Below are 20924 nucleotides of genomic sequence, written 5' to 3'. Positions count from 1 at the left end.
AGTTCTACAGTTCTACAGGCTATAGCGTGAATGACTCGTTTTGATTTCATGGTAAGTGAATAAGGTATTCCAATATTATTTAGGAAGCTTAATCGCACTATCGTACGCGCTGGTTTCTTTGGTAGGCACTCTAAAAGTTCTCTCTTTTAATGAGCGTTTCAGGTCCATTAAAATTGAGTTAGAGTAGAGAATTACTCGTTGGTTGCTTTTATATAAGCAAAGATGTCTTTCACATCTTCTCTTGATAGCATTGCTCCCCAAGCTGGAATACTTCCTTCCCTTTTTAGTACAGTGTTAATAAGACTGTATTCTGTCTTGAACCAGGAGTTTAGCTCTAAAAAGAGGTTCGAGGGCCTCTCTAACAAGCTATTCGCTGATGGACCTTCACCATCCCCCTAATGACCCATGGCATGATAGACAGAGTGATTTATAGTTGCTTGCCCTTGAACTACTTTCATCGGCAAGAGCAGGAAATAGTGGTGCTGTAGCCCAGAGAAGTGCTAATAGTTTAACTTTCATTTGATCACCTTATACATTTGATGTGAGAATGATAAGGTGTCGGCTAATAATTTCAGATGAGTAAAAAAATACCGACAAAATTGTCGGTAATATTTTATGTTGCTTAAAGTCTTTATGGCGTCAGCTGTTGTTTACCAACATGAGCGCTTTTTTAGAGACTTCATGGGCTGCTTTTGGCAAGTTTTGCTTCTCAAGAGTGTCAGCTAGATAGGCATAATCTGATACGTTAGAACGAATAGATAGTGCGATTTCCAAGTGCTCTTGAGCTTTCCCCCAGTTACTTTCGCGCAAGTAAAATTGAGCCAATGCACTGTGCGCCGTTGCATTGTCTTTGTCCTTTTTAAGCGTTGATGTCAGCAATTGAATGGCTGGGTGAGTGTCGGCTAGGTTAATCTCAGGCAGCAACGAGAATAGCTCAGGGGATGCGTGTTTTTTTAACGACTCTTTGAGGACGATATAAGCATCATTATCGGCTTTTCTCGCGATAAGTTGTTTGATAAAGCAGCCAATTAAATGAGTATTGCCTTTCACTTTCTTCGGTAGTTGGTCCCAATGGGCGATCAACCCTTCACTGCCTTTTTGTGTGGCAATGTCACTGAGCAATCCACATTGTGCTTTTTCTAAAATGCTTTCTTGCTCATCACTTTCAATGAGTTTGTGTTTTGATAGTTTTGGTACCAATTCAAGTAATGGTTGCCAAAGTTGCAATTGCAAATACACAACCTTTAATAGATTTAGCAAAATTGTATTGTTTGGATATTCATTCTTTAAGCTGGATAATGTATCAAAGGCCAACTCGTACTCAGCTTCTCTGACTTGTTGCTTTGCACGAGTTAATTCAACCGCTAAACGTGAGTTTTCTTGCTCACTTGCCTTGCTGAGGTACTGATCACGCCTTTGTTTATCACCCATGCCCTGCGCAGCTTCAGACGCTACTAGATAACACAACAGTGGCATATCATGATGATTGGCCCAGCGCATGACTTTCTTCTCCGCTACTTTCCAATCCCCTTCAAGCAGTTTGATAATGCCTTCGTTAGTAAAGCGGCGCGAGCGTTTAAGCTTTCTAACGCTAAACCAGTTCCAGGTTGTAGAACTGGTTCGGAGGATCTTCTTAATGATGAATTCCAGAAAAAAAAGCGCGGCCAACGATGCAATAATAAATATGACAAGTGTCGTTACGCTCATTTCAATCGTTTTATCCGCAACGGAAATCAGAACATAGCCTTGTTGCCCCGCATACTGAGTGCCCGCAAATAATCCAAGCCCTAGAACGACAAATAAAAATATAGATCGAAACATCACTGATTCTCCTGCGTTAATGTGGTCACTTCTCGTCTTAAGCGCTCATTAATTACGTCAGAAATGATGTTTTGCGTACTGAGTTTTACTGGATAATCGACCTGAATGTTTTGGGCTCCTAGAAACTCGATTGTAGCACCAAATTCTTTGACGGAATTGTCGTCGACATTAAAGAACGATTGAGCCCATTTATTTGCCGTCGTTAAGGCTATCGTATAGACCTCTTCTTGTTCAGCATAAGTCGCTCGAATCGCTGTTTCTAATTTCGCTTTAATATTTTCGCGTAGATAAAAATCCTGCTCTGGTGATAAGAGTGGGATGACATTGCCATCGCGTGTGCGGTAAGTAATGAAGTTCTCAGAGAAGTCCTTTAGCGACGTCATGAGGTTTTTTTGCCATTCAACAATGTCTTCAGAGACAACGGGTTTCTCTACGACTTGTGCTTCTGGAAGAATGGCGTTCGCAAGAGGCAGTGCATCCACTTGCTGCTGAAGTGCGGTGAGGCGAAGTACTAGCCCGTCTCGGTCGATGACGGGAACCGATTTTAATTGCGTAATGTCATTTGCCATCGCTTTACGCAGCGGCACTAAGCTTGGATCATTGAGTGATGCGATGCGCTGATCGGCATCCTCCATCAAGATCGTCGCGCTAACTACATCTTGCTCTAAAAATAGCTTGCGCCCCGCGAGTTTCACTAAATAGTCTGTTTCTGCTAATAACCAATCATTCGGGCGCCTTCCTTTTACGTCGGCAATCGCCAACTGAAGGCTTTCAATGCTTTTCTGCTGCTGAGTGATCATCACTTCGCTCTGATGACCTATTTGCGTAGCTTGCTTAATGATGTCTTTTTGTTCCGATTCAAGGCGCTCAGCCAGTGCAGTTTGAGATGCTGACAACTCGTTTTTTAGTGAGGCAATCTGTGAAAGGTGTGCTTCATCCAATTGTTGTATTTTGTAAACGAGCGATCCCCCGATTAAAAGAGAAATGATGATGGCTGCAATACTGAGTTTGTTGGACTTTTTAGTCGGAGGCTTTTCTGAACTTTTCTTGCTAAGAACGGCAGATGGGGTTTTGTTTACTGTACTCTTGTCTTTATTGTTCTCTGGTGCTTCAACCTCAATCGTCGCCTTTTCTTTTTCTTCTGACGGTGTCGATTTGTTCTCAGGTTCAATATGCTGATTGTCTTTTTTACTTGTCATTGCTTAGAGTCCTGTTTTTAAGCTGGAGAGCGGTCACCAATGCAGAATTGGATGCACTGCCTGTATTGATGACTTTATTAAATCCTAGTTGCTGTGCCTCTGCCGCTATTCGTTCGCTAGGGACGAACAGCGGAAGATCGAACAACCAATTCTTCGATGTTCTATCCACTTGAGATAAGAAAAAATGCAATTGGCCACTGCTAGTGATAATGAGCGCATTGATATTTGATTGCTGCCATTTCTCGATGCTTGCTTGCGCTTGAAAGCTTATGTAATCCCGACGATAGACTTCGCGATATTCAACTTGAGCTTTACGCTCGGTTAAGGAATCAAAAATGAGCTCACGACCTCCATCTCCGCGCAGTATTAATATACGTTTATGCTCCACGGATAGAAGTTCTTCTAATGCTAATAGATGCTCGCTGTCAGCAACCTCAGGGTAGTGTACGATCTGTTGAGTTTGTTTGCTTAAAATCTGTGCGGTTTTTTGACCGACCGCAATATAGGTCGGATGAGTTGGCCATTCTCGTTGATTTTCGAGTAATGCGATGTGGGAGAGAGTTGCAGCGTGTTGGCTAACCGCGATGATTATGTCAAAGGTATCGAGGTTCGTTACCAACTTATTGATGTTGTCTACGGGTGTAATAGAAAGCAGTGGGTGGTGGAGAGCTGATATCCCCACCTCCGTGAGCTGTTGGCAAAGCTGAAGCCCTTGAATATCAGGGCGAGTTACCAATACCGGCATTGATCACTCATGCTCAGCGTAGAGTTTAGAGAGAATTTCGCGCGCACCATCGTCCAATAATTGATTGGCCAAGGTTACGCCTAGCTGTTCTGCTTCCGACCTTGGGCCGCGGATTTCACCACGAACCATTTTCGTGCCATCAGGTTCACCTACAAGGGCGCGGAGCCAAATGTCTTCTCCCTCTAGTAATGAGTAGCTCCCAATCGGGACTTGGCAACCCCCTTCTAGCGTCAAGTTCATCGCTCGCTCACACAGCACGCGATCGGCCGTATCAGCATCGTTAAGCGGCTCTAAAAGCTTGATTAAGCGATCATCAGCAAGTCGACACTCTATGCCTACCGCACCCTGTCCTACTGCTGGAAGTGATTGCTCTGGTTCAATGTAGCTGCGAATACGTTCTTCAAGCTCTAAGCGCTTTAATCCTGCTGCAGCGAGCACGATAGCGTCATAGTCACCGGCATCCAGTTTTCCTAATCTTGTCCCCACGTTTCCACGTAACTCTTTAATGATAAGGTCTGGGCGCGCTTCTAATAACTGACACTGCCTGCGCAGGCTACAAGTACCGACAACGGCACCTTGTGGTAATTCTTCAATGCTTGCATAGTGATGGGAGACAAAGGCGTCTCGCGGATCTTCACGCTCGCAAATAGTCACTAAACCTAGGCCTTCAGGAAAGTCGACAGGCACGTCTTTCATGGAGTGGACCGCTAAATCCGCTCGACCTTCAAGCATGGCGACTTCCAATTCTTTAACAAAAAGCCCCTTACCACCAACCTTAGCGAGTGGCGTGTCTAGAATAATATCGCCTTTCGTTACCATGGTAACCAGTTCAACTTCTAGCCCTGGGTGAGCTTTTTGAAGTGCGTCTCTGACGAAGTAGGCCTGCCACAGCGCGAGTGGGCTTTTACGTGTGGCAATACGAATTGGAGTGGTTTGAGTCATGCGAATCTCTACTGATTGAAATTTTTTGTTCATCCTACCATTCCAATACTGAAAGTCTTACTACTAGATCGCATGGTTTTCCCTCCTGACATGGGATAGCATAAATCGGTCAAAATAGCGTGATCTACCTCCCATTTGTAAAGTGAGCTATTATTAGAATTGCGGGTTAACTACGACACTAAGTAAAAAATAAAGGCCGAAGAGATAGGTAAAGTGATTAAACATGAGAATGTGGTTCAATTCTTTACCAAATCGAATAAAAGTGTTAGATTGATCACGTTTTGGCGTTGTGTTTAGCTTAATAAACGAGCGAGATACAAAATTATAATTCAATCAAGGAACTACCCTTGCAGGCTTATACAAAGACTTTAATCCAAAGATTAGATAGCTTAAATCAGCAACGCATTGAGCGTGCGCTGGCGCTTATGGATCTGCAAGGTCAGCGTGTATTCAACCTCATTCCTCTACTTTTTCATTACCACCACCCCATTATTCCTGGCTATAAGGATACAAGCGTTCCTTATGGCATTCGTGCGTTTACTCCATCGTCAGAGCAAAGCGCTTACGTTGAAGAAACTGAGTTATCTATGGGCCACAAACTGGAATCAGCACACGCGCCTGCGATTCTAGGCCTATACACAATGGGCAGTACTTCTTCCATTGGGCAAAGTACATCGAGCGATCTTGATATTTGGGTATGTGTCTCTCCTGACATGAACGCGCAAGATCGAGAGTTGCTGACAGAGAAATGCTTGGGCATTACTGAATGGGCGAAGACTCAAGGGGTTGAAGCCAACTTTTTCTTGATGGATGAAACGCGTTTTAAAAGTAATCACTCTGAGGCAATGACGGGTGATAATTGTGGTTCATCTCAACATCTACTATTACTCGATGAGTTTTATCGCTCAGCCGTTCGTTTAGCTGGCCAGCGTTTGTTGTGGCAAATTGTCCCGCCAGAAATGGAAGAGTGCTACGAAGATTACGTTAAAGACCTTTGTGCGAGTGGCGATGTCAATTGCTGTGATTGGATTGATTTTGGTAAGTTGAATCGAATTCCAGCGGAAGAGTACTTCGGTTCGAATCTTTGGCAGCTGTATAAGAGTATAGACTCGCCGTATAAATCGGTGCTGAAAGCCATCTTGCTTGAGGCATACTCGTGGGAATACCCAAATACTCAACTATTAAGTTTAGATACTAAGCGCCGCTTCTTTGCCCATGAGCAAGATTTGTATGGGATGGACGCTTATTACTTGATGCTTGAAAAAGTGACCCGTTATTTAGAGCGAATTGATGATCAGGCGAGGCTTGATCTCGTTCGTCGCTGTTTCTATTTAAAAACACATGAGAAGTTGTCTCGTGAACCTGGCTCAGGGTCGGTTGCTTGGCGCCGTGAAGCTCTGCAGGATATGACGTCTAAGTGGAATTGGAGCCCAGAGGTGATTGCTGAGCTTGACGATAGACGCCATTGGAAAGTCGAGCAGGTCAAAGTGGTTCACCACGATTTGCTTGATGCTTTAATGCTGAGCTACCGAAACCTTATTCAGTTTGCACGTAAGAACGAGATAACGTCTGCAATAAGCCCTCAGGATATTAGTATCCTAGCTCGTAAATTGTACGCGGCATTTGAGGTGCTCCCAGGAAAAGTGACGCTGCTTAATCCGCAGATTTCTCCTGACCTGCATGAACCTGATCTGACCTTTATTGAGGTTCAAGATAATCGAACTAACCTTCCCGGTTGGTATTTGTATAAGCAGCCGCTTATTCCACATCGCATCATTGGTCAGCCTAATCTAGAGCATCACGAATACCTCAGTAAATTGGTCGCGTGGGCGTTCTTCAATGGCATGATCACTGAGTCGACGCGACTTCATTCTGTTGTGCGTAAAGCGCAGTTAGACATTGATAAGTTTTATCAAATGGTGAGTGATTTACGCAACACGTTCTCACTGCGTAAACGTCGCCCTAGTATGCAGGCCTTAGCGAGCCCGTGTGAAATAAGCCAACTGGCGATGTTCATCAACTTTGAAAGTGACCCTACCGCTGAGATCAATACCAAAGCCACACGTATCGATCAAAAAGGCATGGATATTTTTAGCTTTGGTTGTAACCAGCAAAGCTTAGTTGGCAGCGTTGACCTTGTTTATCGTAATTCTTGGCATGAAGTAAGAACGCTTCATTTCCAAGGAGAGACAGCCATACTTGACGCATTAAAAACCGTACTGGGAAAAATGCATCAAGATGCGATTCCGCCAGAATCTGTCGACGTATTCTGCTATGCCAAGAACTATCGCGGTGCGATTCGTAATACCGTGTATCAACTTCTCGCTGAATGTATTGACCTGCGTTTGAAGCCGATTGAGCAAGAGAAACGCCGCCGCTTTAAAGCGATGCGAATTGGTCAGCAGATGTATGGTTTGTTCTTTGAACGACGTGGCGTGTCAGTGCAGAAGCTAGAAAACTCGGTGGATTTTTATCGTAGCATTTCAACGAATAAGCTCAATGGTTCACCATTATTGATGCTAGATAAAGAGCAAGATCGAGAGTTACCTGAGATCATTGATACCTTTGCCAGTGAAGGGTTGGTTCAATTTTTCTTCGAGGACACGGATAAAGGTTTTAATATTTACGTGTTGGATGAGAGTAATCAAAGCGAAGTCTATCACCAGTTTAGCGGTGAAAAAGATGAAATGATTGCTAGCGTAAATAGCTTCTACACATCGGCGAAAGATGAAAACTTGCTGTCGACAGATCGAATTAATTTCAATCTTCCTCAATACTATCAAATTGTTCACCCTGAAGATGGGAATAGCTATGTGGTGCCGTATCGAAATGACAACACCACGTATTCCAAGCCATCAAGGGCGGTGAATGCTTAATCAATTAAAAAAGAGTACCTCGCGGTACTCTTTTTTATTCTACGTCTGGGTCGTTAGGGTAGAGAAGGTGACGTGTTGGCTAAGGCCAATCGATCGCTTCACCCGCATGCTTTTCACATTCTTCTTTGACCATTGCAAAAAACTCTAGACCTGTTTTAGAACAGATCCACTGCTCATCTATTTGCTTGAAGTGGAAACCGCCAGATTTAGACGCTAACCAGATCTCTTGCATAGGCTCTTGACGGTTGATAATGATTTGGCTTCTATCATCAAATTCAAGCGTTAATACGTTTCCAGAGCTCTCAAAATCAATATCTGCTTCTGACTCATCAATCGCATCTTCAATGCGTTGTATCTGTAAATCGACTTCTTGATGAAATTCCGTATCGTTCATCTCTTCTATCCTATTGCTTTTCTTGAGTGTGGTGCGATTATAGGGGGCATTGAATCAATAATCACGAGATGCAAAATGAAAAAATCGATTGTAGCGCTATTTATGCTCTCCATTTTTACACTTGCAGGCTGTGGACAGACTGGCGCTCTTTATATGCCAGGCGATGAAACACAGAATGAACAAGCACAATAATTAAGAAAGAACAGTCAAATTTAGTAAGGAAAACACTTTGGATTATTTCAACTACCAGGATGATGGCCAGTTATGGGCTGAAGATACAGCACTCACTCGCTTAGTTGAGCAATATGGCTCGCCTTTATATGTTTACTCTCGTGCAACGCTAGAACGTCACTGGAATGCATTTGATAAATCAGTGGGTGATCATCCGCACCTTGTCTGCTATGCAGTAAAAGCGAACTCTAACCTGGGTGTGTTAAATGCCTTAGCACGTATTGGTTCTGGGTTTGATATTGTTTCTGGTGGTGAGTTAGAGCGAGTGATTGCTGCTGGTGGTGATCCAAAGAAAGTGGTTTTCTCAGGGGTTGGTAAAACAGAAGCTGAAATGAAACGGGCGTTGGAGTTAGGCATTAAGTGTTTCAACGTGGAATCAGAGCCTGAGTTAGAGCGTTTAAATAAAGTGGCTAAGTCACTCGACGTTGTTGCGCCAATCTCATTGCGCATTAACCCAGATGTTGATGCAAATACTCACCCATATATCTCGACGGGTTTGCGCGACAATAAATTTGGTATTGCGTTTGATAAAGCGCCTGCCGTGTACAAGTTTGCACAGAGCTTAGAGAATCTTAATATTCAAGGTATTGATTGCCATATAGGTTCTCAACTGACGGATCTTGAACCGTTCATTGATGCGACTGACCGTTTGCTCGCGTTGATCGATGAACTTAAAGCCGACGGAATCAATATCGAGCATTTGGATGTTGGTGGCGGTCTGGGTGTGGTTTACCGTGATGAGCAACCACCACAGCCTTCAGATTACGCGAAAGCATTGCTGTCTCGTTTATCTAACCACCCTAACATTGAGCTTATCTTTGAGCCTGGTCGTGCGATCGCGGCCAATGCGGGTATTCTGCTGACAAAAGTTGAATTCCTAAAGCATACAGAGCATAAAAACTTTGCCATTATCGATGCGGCAATGAATGACTTGATGCGTCCTGCTCTTTATCAGGCGTGGCAAGACATCGTGCCTGTCGTACCGAAAGAGGGCGACGCTCAAACTTACGACATTGTTGGACCAATTTGTGAAACCGGAGATTGTCTAGGTAAAGATCGTAGTTTGGTACTCGCTGAGGGCGATCTACTTGCGATACGCTCTGCGGGTGCATATGGTTTTGTTATGTCTTCGAACTACAATACACGAGCTCGAGTGGCTGAAGTCATGGTTGACGGCGATAAAACGCACTTAGTTCGAGAACGTGAAGAGCTATCAAGCCTATGGGTTCTTGAAAATATCTTACCGGAGTAACATCAGTACTATGCATTTCCATTTTTCTAAGATGCACGGCTTGGGTAATGACTTTATGGTCGTTGACTGCATTACCCAAAACATCTTCTTTTCGCCAGATCTGATTCGTCGCTTGGCGAATCGTCACACTGGTATTGGTTTTGACCAGTTGTTGGTGGTTGAAGCGCCTTATGATCCCGAAACGGATTTTCACTACCGTATCTTTAATGCGGATGGCAGTGAAGTTGAGCAGTGCGGCAATGGTGCGCGCTGCTTTGCTCGTTTTGTGCGAATGAAGGGACTGACGAATAAGTTCTCTGTCAGTGTCAGCACGAAGAAAGGCAAGATGGTGTTGAATCTTGAGGAAGATGATCAGGTGACCGTTAATATGGGTGAGCCTATTTTTGAACCAAGTAAGATTCCATTTAAAGCCAAGCAAGTCGAGAAAACTTACATTTTACGTACCGATGAACACACGCTATTTTGCGGTGCAGTGAGCATGGGTAACCCGCACGTAGTGACGGTGGTTGATGATGTAGAGACTGCTGATGTGGAGACACTGGGCCCATTACTCGAATCTCACGAGCGCTTTCCAGAGCGTGTGAATGCAGGCTTTATGCAGGTAGTTAATCGTGACGAAGTTCGTTTACGAGTCTATGAGCGCGGAGCTGGCGAAACGAATGCCTGTGGAAGCGGTGCTTGTGGTGCCGTGGCGGTGGGTATCGTGCAAGGGCTATTGGATCGATCTGTTACGGTACATCTGCCAGGCGGTGCATTAAAGATTGAATGGCAAGGTCCTGGTCATCCGTTATATATGACGGGCCCTGCGACACACGTTTTTGATGGGCAATTGTCCTGCTAAGCTTGTCGTCGAATTTATAGAATACCGATAAAAATATTTACATTAAGGAATGATTTTGTCTCATATTGAAGCGGATGCCTTAACCGCTGAAGTGGTTGCCGAATATTTACAAGACAACCCAGATTTCTTCTTGCAACGACGTGCGTTAGTCGATCGACTTTCTCTGCCTAACCAAGAGCAAGGTGCGGTCTCACTGGTGCATGTTCAGCTGAATCGTCAACGCCAGCGTATTGAAGAGTTGGAAGAAGAGATCACGACGTTGATGTCTTTGGCTGCGAAAAACGATCGCACCTTTCATGAGTTCATGGAGCTGCAAGAGCATGTTTTGAAATGTGAAGACCTCAGCAGCGTATTCACTGCAATTGAAGACAAAGCCAAAGTTCTCTCTTTGCGCGCGCACATTCGGTTAGTGGACGCGCCATCGTCGAGATATGTGATTGAACAAGACCATATACAGAGATTCTCTACCAATCATTTGAATGGCAAAAGTGCTTATCTTGGGCGATTAAGAAAATTAGATCGCTTAGAGTTACTTGGGGAGCACTCTAAAACACCAGAGCTAGGTTCTTACGTTGTCTTGCCTTTGAGCAGTGAAAAAACCATGGGAGTATTGGCTTTTTCAAGTGAAGATGGTGGTCACTTCCAACCGCATATGGACACCCTGTTTTTGCGGCACCTAGCGCTTGTTGTTTCTCACTTAGTGAATACTCTCCCTTGGAGAACCGTTGATAATGAGCGAATCTACAGCAACTCTTCCAAATAGCCTGCAAAAGCCCTTGAATCGCTTCTATGAGTTTCTTAGAAGCGAAAAGGGTTTAAGCCTGCACACCCAACGAAATTATAAGCAACAACTCGAAACCATGGCTGAGCACTTGGTCTCAATGGGTTTAGAGCATTGGGATCAAATTGATGCAGCTTGGGTCAGGCAGCTCGCCAGTAAGGGCATGCGTGATGGGATGAAACCCAGCAGTATAGCGACAAGGTTATCGTCATTACGTAGCTTCTTTGATTTTCTTATTTTAAGGGGAGATCTGTCAGCGAATCCGGCGAAGGGCGTTTCTGCACCTCGTAAGCAAAGACCATTACCAAAGAATCTTGATGTTGATGAAGTTGGGCAACTCCTTGAGGTCGATGATGACAATGATCCCTTATCAATACGTGACCGAGCGATGATGGAATTGATGTACGGCGCAGGGCTTCGTCTTGCTGAGCTGGTGGACATCAATATTAAAGATATCAAAGTGAGCGCGGGCGAAATTCGTGTCGTCGGTAAGGGCGATAAAGAGCGCAAGGTGCCTTTTTCTGGTGAAGCCAAAGAGTGGGTTGGCCGCTGGCTGAAGCATCGTGCTGATTTTGCCAATGGTGATGAGAAAGCCCTCTTTGTGTCAAAGCAAGGAGTACGAATCTCTCATCGGAATGTACAAAAGCGCATGGCGGAATGGGGACAAAAACAGGGGGTGGCGAGTCACATCAGCCCGCATAAGTTGCGTCACTCTTTTGCTACCCATGTCTTAGAGTCAAGTAACAACCTACGCGCCGTGCAAGAGTTGCTTGGGCATGAAAACATATCGACCACCCAAATTTATACTCACCTTGATTTTCAACACTTGGCTCAGGCCTATGATCAGGCTCACCCAAGAGCGAAGAAAAAGGACAATTCCTAGATGCGTTTCTATCGTCGCCTTTCACCGATTAAAGCCATGACGTTTGATCTGGATGACACGCTATATGACAACCGTCCGATCATTCGACGGGTGGAGTCGGAGATAACTCAGTGGTTGCATCAACAATACCCTGTGAGTGCAAGCAAACCCTACGCATGGTGGCAACAAGTAAAGCTAGAGGTTGCGAGTCTTGACCCAATGCTAAAGCATGACGTCACTCGCTGGCGTTTTGAGCAGATACTGCAAGGTCTAATTAAGCTTGGCTTAGATAACGCTCAAGCACGCTCTGCAGCGCAGGCGACGATTGAGAAAGTGCTGATGCTTCGTAGTCAGTTTGAGGTTCCAAGAGAGTCACATCGAGTACTGAAGCTATTGAGTGAACGATACCCGCTAGTGGCAATAACCAATGGCAATGTGGATGTCAGTAAAATTGGCCTAGACGACTACTTCTCGTTGACCCTTAAAGCAGGGCCGGATGGCAAAGCAAAACCCCATGCCGACTTGTTCTCAAAAGCGTCCGCATTTCTCAACATCGCCCCGAAAGATATTTTGCATATTGGCGATCATCTTATAACGGATGTGGCTGGGGCAAAGAGGAATGGTTTTCAAGCGTGTTGGTATAATGATCAGGATACCAACCTGATGCAGCACCCGAAGAGTCGCACACTTCCTGATATTGAAATCAATCAACTTGACTCGTTACTGCGGCTTTAATTGAGGTTTAATCTCCTTGTCTTGGAACTTGTTCTCGTCGCTCGCTTTCTTTGAATGGGTGCCCCGATTTATCGGCTTTGTAAATCGCCATATATCGGAGAAAGAACTCAGTGAGTTGAGAAGCGGAGTCTCTCTCTCCCACCAAGTTAAGCAGTTCAGCCGCCACTTCCAGCGTACATAAATGCCCTTCTTCTTGATTCCGTCTCAGTCCATAACTTGACTGAGAGGTGGGAACGAGGTGAACGTGCTGGCATTGACTGAGCCAAGATATCTTTTTGGCTATTTTCTTCGCCTCTTGCCATGTACCGTCCAAAATAATGAATAAAGGAAGAGGTTGACTAAGGTTGGGTTCACCCTGAAGGGTTCGACTGCGTTTCAACGTTTCTAGGTCAGCGAGTACCTCAGTGACAGGTTGGCTCTGCTCGCTTGGGTACAGAATCATAGGCACGACATGAGGAAGCTCAATCAAATCGATTAAGCTTTGATTGGGGACTTTCCGTTGCCATACATGTTGAGAGCATTTATCCAGGCTAGCCATTAGCCAGCGGCCCGTGTTGGTTTCTCGCTTTAGCTCATTTTCGTGCATCAGTAGCGCTATATGAACAGGAGAGTGAATACGAGGTACGTCATCACAAACACAGTGCTGGGTGAGTTCGCACTTCGGACATTGAGTCGAGCGGTAGATCATCGATAGCGTGTCCATGTTGCATGTTGCTCAAGGCAAATGAATTCAATCATTACTGAGCCGCTGAAATAGAGTGCTTAAACAACGTGAGTCCACCATTTGCAATCGGGTAAACGATGTTGCCGACCTTCTCGTGGGTTGTGGTTATCTGTTGATCATTACGGGTAAATATCCGTTCTGAACGCAGAGGTTGGCCTTGGTGGTGGGTCATGACCACTTGTACCTGATTGCTATCGAGTTGTTGCCAAAACCCTTTTTCAACGGTTGCTGATTCACCATTGTTGTACTCATATTGAATCATCGCCGTGTGATCCGAGAGAAGTGTCATCTGAACACTGAATCCCATCGTTTCGGTCGATTTTGCATGGTACGAGCCTTGCCAATTGACGGTGGCGTCTTGGTTCGACAAGGTTGCGCAGCCCTTATACGTTTCTCCATCGAGAGTCATGCTAGCGCGCCACCCGTAAAGACTATCACTCATTGAATCACTACAAATTTTTTCTTCCAGTAATAGCTCACCGTTTCGTAAGGTGTATTCACGCTTGTTGGCCGTAATCTGATTACTACGAATGGCCAGTGATTGCGCTTCAAAGCCCATGCGTTGAAAGATGAGATCATCGCCTTTAAAAGTGGCCGACCAATTAGGTTCGTTTCCAAAGACTTGCGTTGCTTTGGGCGGTTGATTACATCGCTCAGGGTTCTCCGCCGTGAGGAAATTGATCTGGTCAACAACAAAGCGGGCTTCAAAATCGGAATCAAACCCGTGCGGATTAGGCGTGGCAAGATGACCAATCACTTCGCCATAGAGCGGCTGATAAGGGGAGCGAACCAGTTTTGCAGCTTGCGGGCGCTGTGTTTCGTCGAGCGCTAACCAAAACTGTTTGTTACTCCCGCAGGGTGTAATGCTGTTGACTTCATGCCCAACGATGACCTGACCACGAAGCACAAATGTCTGAGGTTGAATCGTATCTGGATTCTCAAGTGAAGCGGTATTGTTCTCTGCACTTTTTGTTGAGCTTGTATGAGAAGAGCATGCTTGAAGAGCCGCGAGCGAAATCAACAGAGCCGAATATTTAAGTAGCGTCATGGGGTAATCACCGAATGTAAATCTATGGAGACATTATGGCATATCAAGAGAGGAGAATAGAACAGGGTTAAGTCAGGGAAAGCAAAAGGGCACTCGTATGACTGCAAATAGCCACCTAAGTACCCTCATTGAGATATTCTATTTCAGCATAAACAAAAGAATGCTGATGAGCGATTAAATCAGATGTTCTTTAAGATAGTGAGCCACAGCGTCGTCGGCATTAGAGCCAATGACCGGGTTTTCCGGTAGTGCATCCATGACTTTGTGATGGGATGTTCCCATGACCAGGCCGAGTCCAGCCATGCTAAGCATTTCGACATCGTTCATACCATCACCAAACGCGATGCAGTTGTTGAGTGACTGGTTGATGGATTTCGCGACTACATCCAACGCTTCCCCTTTTGATACTTCGGCTGCCATCACTTCTAAGCACCACGGTGTTGAGAAGGCTACGTTTGTCTCTTCGCCAAATAATTCGTTAAGTTTATCTTCATACGGAACAAGGTAGTCGTGGTCGTGGTCAGGATGAGTAACGAAGATCTTGGCAATGCCATCAACAGGTGCGTTATCAACATCAAATACAGTATAAGAGAAGCCTGATTCGTCATGAAAGTTCTTCAGAATCTCATCTTCTTTATTGAGCAACCATTCGTCATTTCGGTACATGTGGATCATTATGTCAGGGTCTTGCTTAACAAGGTCAATCACCGGTTGAATCAGATGCTCTGGCACATTTTTACTGTACATCAACTGATCATTTTGGTCGTGTACACGAGCGCCATTCGAGGTCACCATGTAAGCGGGAATCCCTACTTGCTCACGAATGCCGGCGACGTCAACGTGGTGACGGCCAGTCGCAAATACGAACGTTAAGCCTTTCTCATGCAGCTCTTTTAATGTTTGTTTGGTGAAATCACTGAGTTTATGGTTAGGAGCCAGTAACGTGCCATCAAGATCAGAGGCGACAATGTTGAATTGTGAATGGTTGTCAGCGATGGTCATAGAGCCCTCGTAGTGCTGGTAGATAGGTCAAATATTCTGCACACAGTTTACGCGATAAATAAGGAAAAAAAGAGGGTAACTTATGCTGACTCTTTTTCCTCATTTGTCGAATTTGAATAGAAGCCATCCATCACTTCGCTAAGGAGATGGGTTTTAATGAGTACTTTGCGGAGATTGGCCAAAAAACTGAAGAATACAATCGAGCGCATCATTGCGATAGGCGTCTTGTTCAAACAGCAATTCATGCTTTGAGCCGTAAACAATCTTTAATGCGCATTGCTTGTTGGTTCGAGCCAGTTTCTTGATAAATCGAATTTGAGCACGATTATCTACGATGGTCTCGTCTCCGGCCTGCAATAGAAGAAGTGGGATACCAATCTGCCTCGTTTGTTGGATACACTGCTTTGCAGCCATTAAGCCTTGACCGACCCAGCGATGACTCGGGCCCCCAAGTTTCAGCTCTGGCATTGTGTTATATAAGTTTCTAAACCAGTGATAGCGGGCTTTACTCTTTGTCAGAGGATTAATATCAAAGGGTTTCGCGTAATACCCTTGTTGCCCGGGTGCATATTGAGGAAGCGCCGTGACCATACTCATTATCTGAGCAAATGGAAGGGCAATTGGGCGCAATAACGGTGACATCTTGATTCCAAACATCGGTGCGCTCAGTGCGACGGCATCAAATGATTGGTTTGGGTTGGTTTGTAAGTAGCGAGTGGCGATGGCCCCTCCCATAGAGTGCGCTAATAGATACCGTTGTTCATAATGTTCGAGTGAGAAAGAGGCGATGACTTGAGCCATATCTACAATGTAGTCGTCAAACTCTTCGACATGGCCAATTTCATGGTCATCCGCTAAACGTTCGGACATCCCTTGGCCTCGATGATCGAAGGAGTAGATGTCATAACCCTGATGAAAAAGATCATGAAACAGCTCTTGATACTTCCATGCTGACTCAATGCGACCATTAACCAGGACGATGGCCTTGGTGTGCTCGGGCTTGGTCATCTTACACCAATACAATCGGCGTTTATCCTTTGCTAAGAGGTAGCCTTCTTCTCTCGATTGCCAATGCTGAAAAATATTGGAATGGATAACTTGCTCAAAGGAGGGCTCTTGAGTATAAGGAAAGGTATTCGAGCTCAATGAATTCATAATATCCTTGAATAAGTATTAATCTGGGCGTAAGTTGCTTCGATGTACACGTGTCACTATGAATTAAATTATGTGGGGCTAAGTCGATTTAGTCGAGGAAAAAACGATGGATATGCATGTTTGGCTTGCTTATGTTGTGACGGCAATAGTATTTAGTTTGGCTCCGGGCTCAGGCACGGTGAACTCTATTAGTAATGGCCTTAACTATGGTACGAAAAGATCATTGGCCGCGATTGCTGGTCTGCAGCTTGGTCTTGCGTTCCATATTATTCTTGTGGGAGCAGGGATCGGTGCACTGGTGGCTCAATCGGCACTGGCATTTACCATTATTAAGTGGGTGGGTGTCATCTATTTAGTTTGGTTGGGTATACAAAAGTGGCGTGACCAATCAAGTTTAGAAGCTCATGCTGGTGGCATTGAACAATCAAGCTTGGTGTTAATGCGTAATGCACTATTGATTAACCTAACGAATCCTAAATCCATTGTGTTTCTTGTTGCCTTGTTTCCTCAGTTTATCGACCCAACTCAAGATCAGGTCACACAGCTTGCTATTCTGGGTGTCACGACCGTAATTATTGATAGTTTTGTTATGCTTGGTTACACCTCTGCGGCTTCTAAAATGGGACGATTTATTCGTTCAGAGCGAGTGATGGGCAAAGTGAATCGTATTTTTGGATCCATGTTTATGGGATGTGGCGCTCTTTTAGCCACTTCAAAAATATGATGAAATAGATAACTTGTTCATTTATAAGAATTAAAATGAAAGATATATTCGTTGCTCGACAGCCAATCTTAAATGCAAAGCGCCAGACTTTGGGTTATGAGCTGCTGTTTCGAGATGGGGAGAATAACGCTTTTCCTGCCCATATTGAGTCCAATCGAGCAACGTATCGCCTTATTGTTGAAAACTTTTTGGCGATTGGAACAAACCCTTCTATCGATCGTTCTCGTTGTTTTATCAATTTCCCATACTTAAGCCTTATAAATGGCTTGCCTCATGTCTTGCCGAAAGAGAAGGTCGTGGTAGAGGTGTTAGAAACCGCCAAGCCTGATGAACAGCTATTAAACGCAATAAAAACACTTTGTGAAAAAGGCTACGTCATTGCTCTGGATGATTTCGTTTACCAGCCTGAATGGCGCCCATTTTTGCCGTATGTTCAGATTGTCAAAATCGATATCATGGCGATGGGGCTGGCTAAGGCATGCATCATGGTCAAAGAGCTTAGAGCCCGCAATAGCAGACTCAAGTTTTTGGCTGAGCGCGTAGAAACGAAAGATGAATTTACGGCGACGCGTTCGGCGGGTTTTAGTCTATTTCAAGGGTATTTTTTTAGTAAACCTGAGCTAATGAAGCAGCGTTATATCAGCCCAGATCAAGTGATTGCGATGGAGCTGTTTAACGAAGTATGCAAGAAAGACGTTAACTTTGACAACGTTGAGCGCATCATTGCGAAAGATGCGAAGCTCTCATACAAGCTACTTCAATTCGTCAATTCGATGTCCGATAGAATCACGGTACCTATCTCTTCATTCAGGCAAGCTCTTTTGTATCTGGGTGAGGACAAACTTAAATCGTTCGTGTCGTTAACGGTCGCGTCGTTTATCTCTCGCAATAAGCCACAAGAGCTCTCTAAGCTCTCTTTACAGCGAGCTCAATTCTGCTTTCTCATGTCGCAGAATCCGATGTTTCTCTCGTACCGAGATCAAGCCTTTCTGATAGGCCTATTTTCCATGCTCGATGTATTGTTGGACTTGTCATTAAATGACCTGCTTGAACAGTTGCCACTGAGCGACTCCGTGAAAGGGATATTGCTTGAGCGAAGCGGGCCCTTTGGTTCGTTACTGTTAATTGAAGAATGTTTTGAAAAGGCGGACTGGCAAGGTCTGCAAAGTTTTTGTCATTCGTTAGAACTGAACGTTGAAGAAGTTATCCATGCGTTGTCTTCTGCACAAAAGTGGAGCCAACAAGTGAACAATATTCTTTAGCGGAAGAGTAAACTCAGTGCTCATTGGCGAGCTCTTAACGCTTCTCATCCTCTTTTTCCTCCCTTAGTTTTTCCCTTATGCCTTAGAAGATACGTTCTGGCAGGTAAGGTCTCTTTTTAGAGGCTGAAGCATGTGCTTTCCATGATGATCAGAAAGTGACCCTAACTACATTCAGTTCAAGTTTCATCATTATGTAGATATTTAACAAAAAGCTGACGAGTGTGTTACATCCGCGGCTTTTTTATTGCTATATTCAACCTGTTACCGAAGAGATGGAGGAAAGTTTAGTGAGAGAGCGCGTACAGTTTTTTGATTTATTGCGATGCGTAGCTGCGGTGGCTGTCATCGCTATTCATGTGCTCGCACCCTATCGCCATGAACTTGGTGTCATTCCTTTCGATCAATGGTTAACCGCAATCAGTGTTAACGGTGTATCGCGTTGGGCTGTCCCTGTCTTCATCTTGATCAGTGGTGCGTTGATGTTGAGTGATCAGCGCCCCTTTAATGCTAAATACTATGTTAAGCGTCGTTTAGGTAAGGTGTTGGTTCCGTTCATCATCTGGTCTTTGTTTTATGCCTATTTATCTGGCTGGACTTTAGAGGGCTTTGATGGGGATATTACGAAGCAGGTATTGTCAGAAAGCCTAACTCACTCTACGTATTATCACTTAGGTTTCTTCTATTACTTTATTCCTCTCTATTTCGTGATTCCGTTATTACAAATTTTTGTACGACGGACAACTGATGAGGCGGTATACGCCCTGGTTGCTCTATGGTTGTTTACCTCGGTGCTATATCTATACAAAATTGATGGCCCGTGGAGTCATCAATTATGGCTCTATTCTGGTTATCTTCCGTTAGGCTACCTGCTGTTTAAAAAGGTGCCTTTGAATAACGCCAGTGTGGGCATCGCGACAGCTTTAGGTGTTGCTGCGCTCGTTATGACGGTTACTTCGGTGGTGAACCTGAGTGTGGAAGCTGGTGAATACACAGTGAATCGTTGGTTATCCTATAAAACGCTTAACGTGATATTAGCGGCAAGTATGGTGTTTATGCTGTGTCGTTATTTTGGTGAGGGTTTATCGGCGAGGTTATACAAAATCGTGGCGTTGATCAGCCAACATAGTTTAGGCATCTATATATTGCATCCCATATTCTTGTGGCCAATGAAGGCGTATGGATGGCATGAAGGTCACCCTGCTTGGGTCATACCAGTATGGATTGTGATAAGTGGCAGTGGCGCTTTACTGCTCAGTTGGGGCGTTTCAAAATCGGCGAAAACACGTTGGTTACTGCCTTAACCGATTTCGAAAGTAGGTGAGCGGCTCTATCGTTTTAACGCGAAGTGGAGAAATTTATCACCTTTATAAGTCAGTTTACCCTGATCGCCTGGATTCAAAGCATGGTAGAAGTGAACACCAATTTGAAACTCTCGCTTTGGTCCGACAGGTGAGCGTTGGACGTAAATCCAAAACTCTTCTTCTTGGCCCGGTTCAGCATCAGGAACTTGAATAACTTGCTTATCGAGAATAGTAACGTTAACCGATTGCTCTGGAGCATCTTCGCCCAACATATGCTTTCGATAGAATCCTATAAAAAACCAAGCCGACCCGACAATTAAAAGGGCTAGTGCAATAAAAAGTGAAAATGGCATGACGCTCTCCGTAGAATTGACGCGACATTGTATCGCTGAGTGCAAGAAAAAGGGTCAATCAAGATCATGAATCGCGATCCATGTATGAATCTATTCCTTAATGGCGTTGAGTAACTGTCCTTTCAACGGGTTATATGTCTAGATTTGTTAATTTTGTATTGAAACATCTCGAAAAAAAATAAGACATGTAGAAGAATAGGGTTATGCCTGTCTACAATTAAAGTCATGGAGGCGTGTAATGTCTGATATTGAAAAAGTCGTTTTACGAACTCGCAAGCTCGAAACATTACTTCGAGGGCAATATCATGCGGAAGGCAAAGGGCTGCACCAGCTGATCTCGAGTTGTGAAGAGAGGCTTCCACATGATGTGATTGGGAAGCTTAGATATATAGCGACTGTCCGAAACAAAATTGTCCATGAAGATGAGTATGAACTAGAAGACCGAAAAGGGTTCATCTCAACATGTGATGAGTGCGAGCAAGAGCTAACACCAAGAAGTAGTCGTTTTATTTGGCGAGTCGCTATCACTTTAATGACACTGATTACTTTGATTGCGTTAGGTTTTTATTACGCTCATTGGGATGTTTTATCGAAACATTTATAATGAATATCAATACTTTGCCGCTTGGGTAAGCTGATAACAATCTTTATACGCATTAAATAAACAAAAGGGACG

Annotated in this window: 21 protein-coding genes; 11 read left to right on the top strand and 10 right to left on the bottom strand. The window is 44.4% G+C overall.

Annotated elements, in window-relative coordinates:
* Nucleotides 1-639: 639 nt before the first annotated feature.
* From BCU12_RS03820 to hemC, 4 genes are read right to left on the bottom strand one after another with little or no spacing between them, the layout of a single operon-like run.
* Entirely contained in the window at nt 640-1821 is a 1182-nt protein-coding gene (locus BCU12_RS03820; protein ID WP_102403062.1) for a heme biosynthesis HemY N-terminal domain-containing protein, read from the bottom strand.
* Complete coding sequence (locus BCU12_RS03815) at nt 1821-3020, bottom strand: uroporphyrinogen-III C-methyltransferase (RefSeq protein WP_102403061.1); 1200 nt, start codon at nt 3018-3020, stop codon at nt 1821-1823. Before BCU12_RS03815 ends, BCU12_RS03820 begins: the two co-directional genes overlap by 1 nt.
* Complete coding sequence (locus tag BCU12_RS03810) at nt 3010-3765, bottom strand: uroporphyrinogen-III synthase (protein ID WP_102403060.1); 756 nt, start codon at nt 3763-3765, stop codon at nt 3010-3012. The genes BCU12_RS03815 and BCU12_RS03810 overlap by 11 nt, the downstream gene beginning before the upstream one ends.
* Before the next feature lie 3 nt (nt 3766-3768).
* Entirely contained in the window at nt 3769-4707 is a 939-nt protein-coding gene (gene hemC, locus BCU12_RS03805) for a hydroxymethylbilane synthase (RefSeq protein ID WP_102403063.1), read from the bottom strand.
* Between the two features lie 347 nt (nt 4708-5054).
* Between hemC and BCU12_RS03800 the strand changes: the two genes are divergently transcribed.
* Entirely contained in the window at nt 5055-7583 is a 2529-nt protein-coding gene (locus tag BCU12_RS03800; RefSeq protein ID WP_102403059.1) for a class I adenylate cyclase, read from the top strand.
* A 79-nt stretch (nt 7584-7662) separates the two neighbouring features.
* Here BCU12_RS03800 and cyaY read toward each other — a convergent pair whose 3' ends face one another.
* Entirely contained in the window at nt 7663-7977 is a 315-nt protein-coding gene (gene cyaY, locus BCU12_RS03795; protein WP_102403058.1) for an iron donor protein CyaY, read from the bottom strand.
* Between cyaY and BCU12_RS03790 the strand changes: the two genes are divergently transcribed.
* From BCU12_RS03790 to yigB, 6 genes are read left to right on the top strand one after another with little or no spacing between them, the layout of a single operon-like run.
* The gene (locus BCU12_RS03790; protein ID WP_102403057.1) at nt 7957-8169 is read left to right on the top strand and encodes a lipoprotein; all 213 of its coding nucleotides are present in this window, start codon (nt 7957-7959) and stop codon (nt 8167-8169) included. The genes cyaY and BCU12_RS03790 overlap by 21 nt on opposite strands.
* Nucleotides 8170-8206: 37 nt before the next feature.
* Nucleotides 8207-9460 carry a diaminopimelate decarboxylase gene (lysA, locus tag BCU12_RS03785; protein ID WP_102403056.1) on the top strand — a complete coding sequence of 418 codons (1254 nt, stop codon included), beginning with the start codon at nt 8207-8209 and terminating at the stop codon, nt 9458-9460.
* A gap of 10 nt (nt 9461-9470) precedes the next feature.
* Nucleotides 9471-10301, top strand: coding sequence for a diaminopimelate epimerase (dapF, locus tag BCU12_RS03780; protein WP_102403055.1), 831 nt, complete (start codon nt 9471-9473; stop codon nt 10299-10301).
* A gap of 55 nt (nt 10302-10356) precedes the next feature.
* Nucleotides 10357-11064 carry a DUF484 family protein gene (locus tag BCU12_RS03775; RefSeq protein ID WP_102403054.1) on the top strand — a complete coding sequence of 236 codons (708 nt, stop codon included), beginning with the start codon at nt 10357-10359 and terminating at the stop codon, nt 11062-11064.
* Nucleotides 11033-11965, top strand: a complete 933-nt coding sequence (gene xerC, locus BCU12_RS03770; protein ID WP_102403053.1) for a tyrosine recombinase XerC — start codon at nt 11033-11035, stop codon at nt 11963-11965. Before BCU12_RS03775 ends, xerC begins: the two co-directional genes overlap by 32 nt.
* Nucleotides 11966-12679: a 5-amino-6-(5-phospho-D-ribitylamino)uracil phosphatase YigB gene (yigB, locus tag BCU12_RS03765; protein ID WP_102403052.1), complete on the top strand. Its 714-nt coding sequence runs from the start codon at nt 11966-11968 to the stop codon at nt 12677-12679. It abuts the gene before it with no gap.
* 7 nt (nt 12680-12686) lie between these two features.
* On the opposite strand, the gene BCU12_RS03760 is transcribed toward yigB, so the two are convergent.
* From BCU12_RS03760 to BCU12_RS03745, 4 genes are all read right to left on the bottom strand, one after another.
* Nucleotides 12687-13382 carry a DTW domain-containing protein gene (locus BCU12_RS03760; RefSeq protein ID WP_241909736.1) on the bottom strand — a complete coding sequence of 232 codons (696 nt, stop codon included), beginning with the start codon at nt 13380-13382 and terminating at the stop codon, nt 12687-12689.
* Between the two features lie 34 nt (nt 13383-13416).
* Nucleotides 13417-14451, bottom strand: coding sequence for a hypothetical protein (locus BCU12_RS03755; protein WP_102403050.1), 1035 nt, complete (start codon nt 14449-14451; stop codon nt 13417-13419).
* 174 nt (nt 14452-14625) lie between these two features.
* Nucleotides 14626-15453: a Cof-type HAD-IIB family hydrolase gene (locus BCU12_RS03750; protein ID WP_102403049.1), complete on the bottom strand. Its 828-nt coding sequence runs from the start codon at nt 15451-15453 to the stop codon at nt 14626-14628.
* A 153-nt stretch (nt 15454-15606) separates the two neighbouring features.
* Nucleotides 15607-16608, bottom strand: coding sequence for an alpha/beta fold hydrolase (locus BCU12_RS03745; RefSeq protein ID WP_102403048.1), 1002 nt, complete (start codon nt 16606-16608; stop codon nt 15607-15609).
* A gap of 106 nt (nt 16609-16714) precedes the next feature.
* Between BCU12_RS03745 and rhtB the strand changes: the two genes are divergently transcribed.
* The 3 genes from rhtB (at nt 16715) to BCU12_RS03730 (ending at nt 19895) form a co-directional block, all read left to right on the top strand.
* Nucleotides 16715-17332, top strand: coding sequence for a homoserine/homoserine lactone efflux protein (gene rhtB / locus BCU12_RS03740; RefSeq protein WP_102403047.1), 618 nt, complete (start codon nt 16715-16717; stop codon nt 17330-17332).
* Between the two features lie 35 nt (nt 17333-17367).
* The gene (locus BCU12_RS03735) at nt 17368-18594 is read left to right on the top strand and encodes an HDOD domain-containing protein (protein WP_102403046.1); all 1227 of its coding nucleotides are present in this window, start codon (nt 17368-17370) and stop codon (nt 18592-18594) included.
* A 287-nt stretch (nt 18595-18881) separates the two neighbouring features.
* Entirely contained in the window at nt 18882-19895 is a 1014-nt protein-coding gene (locus tag BCU12_RS03730; protein WP_102403045.1) for an acyltransferase family protein, read from the top strand.
* A 26-nt stretch (nt 19896-19921) separates the two neighbouring features.
* On the opposite strand, the gene BCU12_RS03725 is transcribed toward BCU12_RS03730, so the two are convergent.
* Entirely contained in the window at nt 19922-20248 is a 327-nt protein-coding gene (locus BCU12_RS03725; RefSeq protein WP_102403044.1) for a DUF2500 domain-containing protein, read from the bottom strand.
* A gap of 238 nt (nt 20249-20486) precedes the next feature.
* Between BCU12_RS03725 and BCU12_RS03720 the strand changes: the two genes are divergently transcribed.
* Nucleotides 20487-20852 carry a DUF4145 domain-containing protein gene (locus tag BCU12_RS03720; protein WP_102403043.1) on the top strand — a complete coding sequence of 122 codons (366 nt, stop codon included), beginning with the start codon at nt 20487-20489 and terminating at the stop codon, nt 20850-20852.
* Nucleotides 20853-20924: the final 72 nt, after the last annotated feature.

The sequence above is a fragment of the Vibrio sp. 10N.261.55.A7 genome (assembly GCF_002877365.1).
Taxonomy (GTDB): Bacteria; Pseudomonadota; Gammaproteobacteria; order Enterobacterales; family Vibrionaceae; genus Vibrio.
Note: the sequence above shows the minus strand (reverse complement) of the source record. Positions and strands in the feature narration are given on the sequence as shown.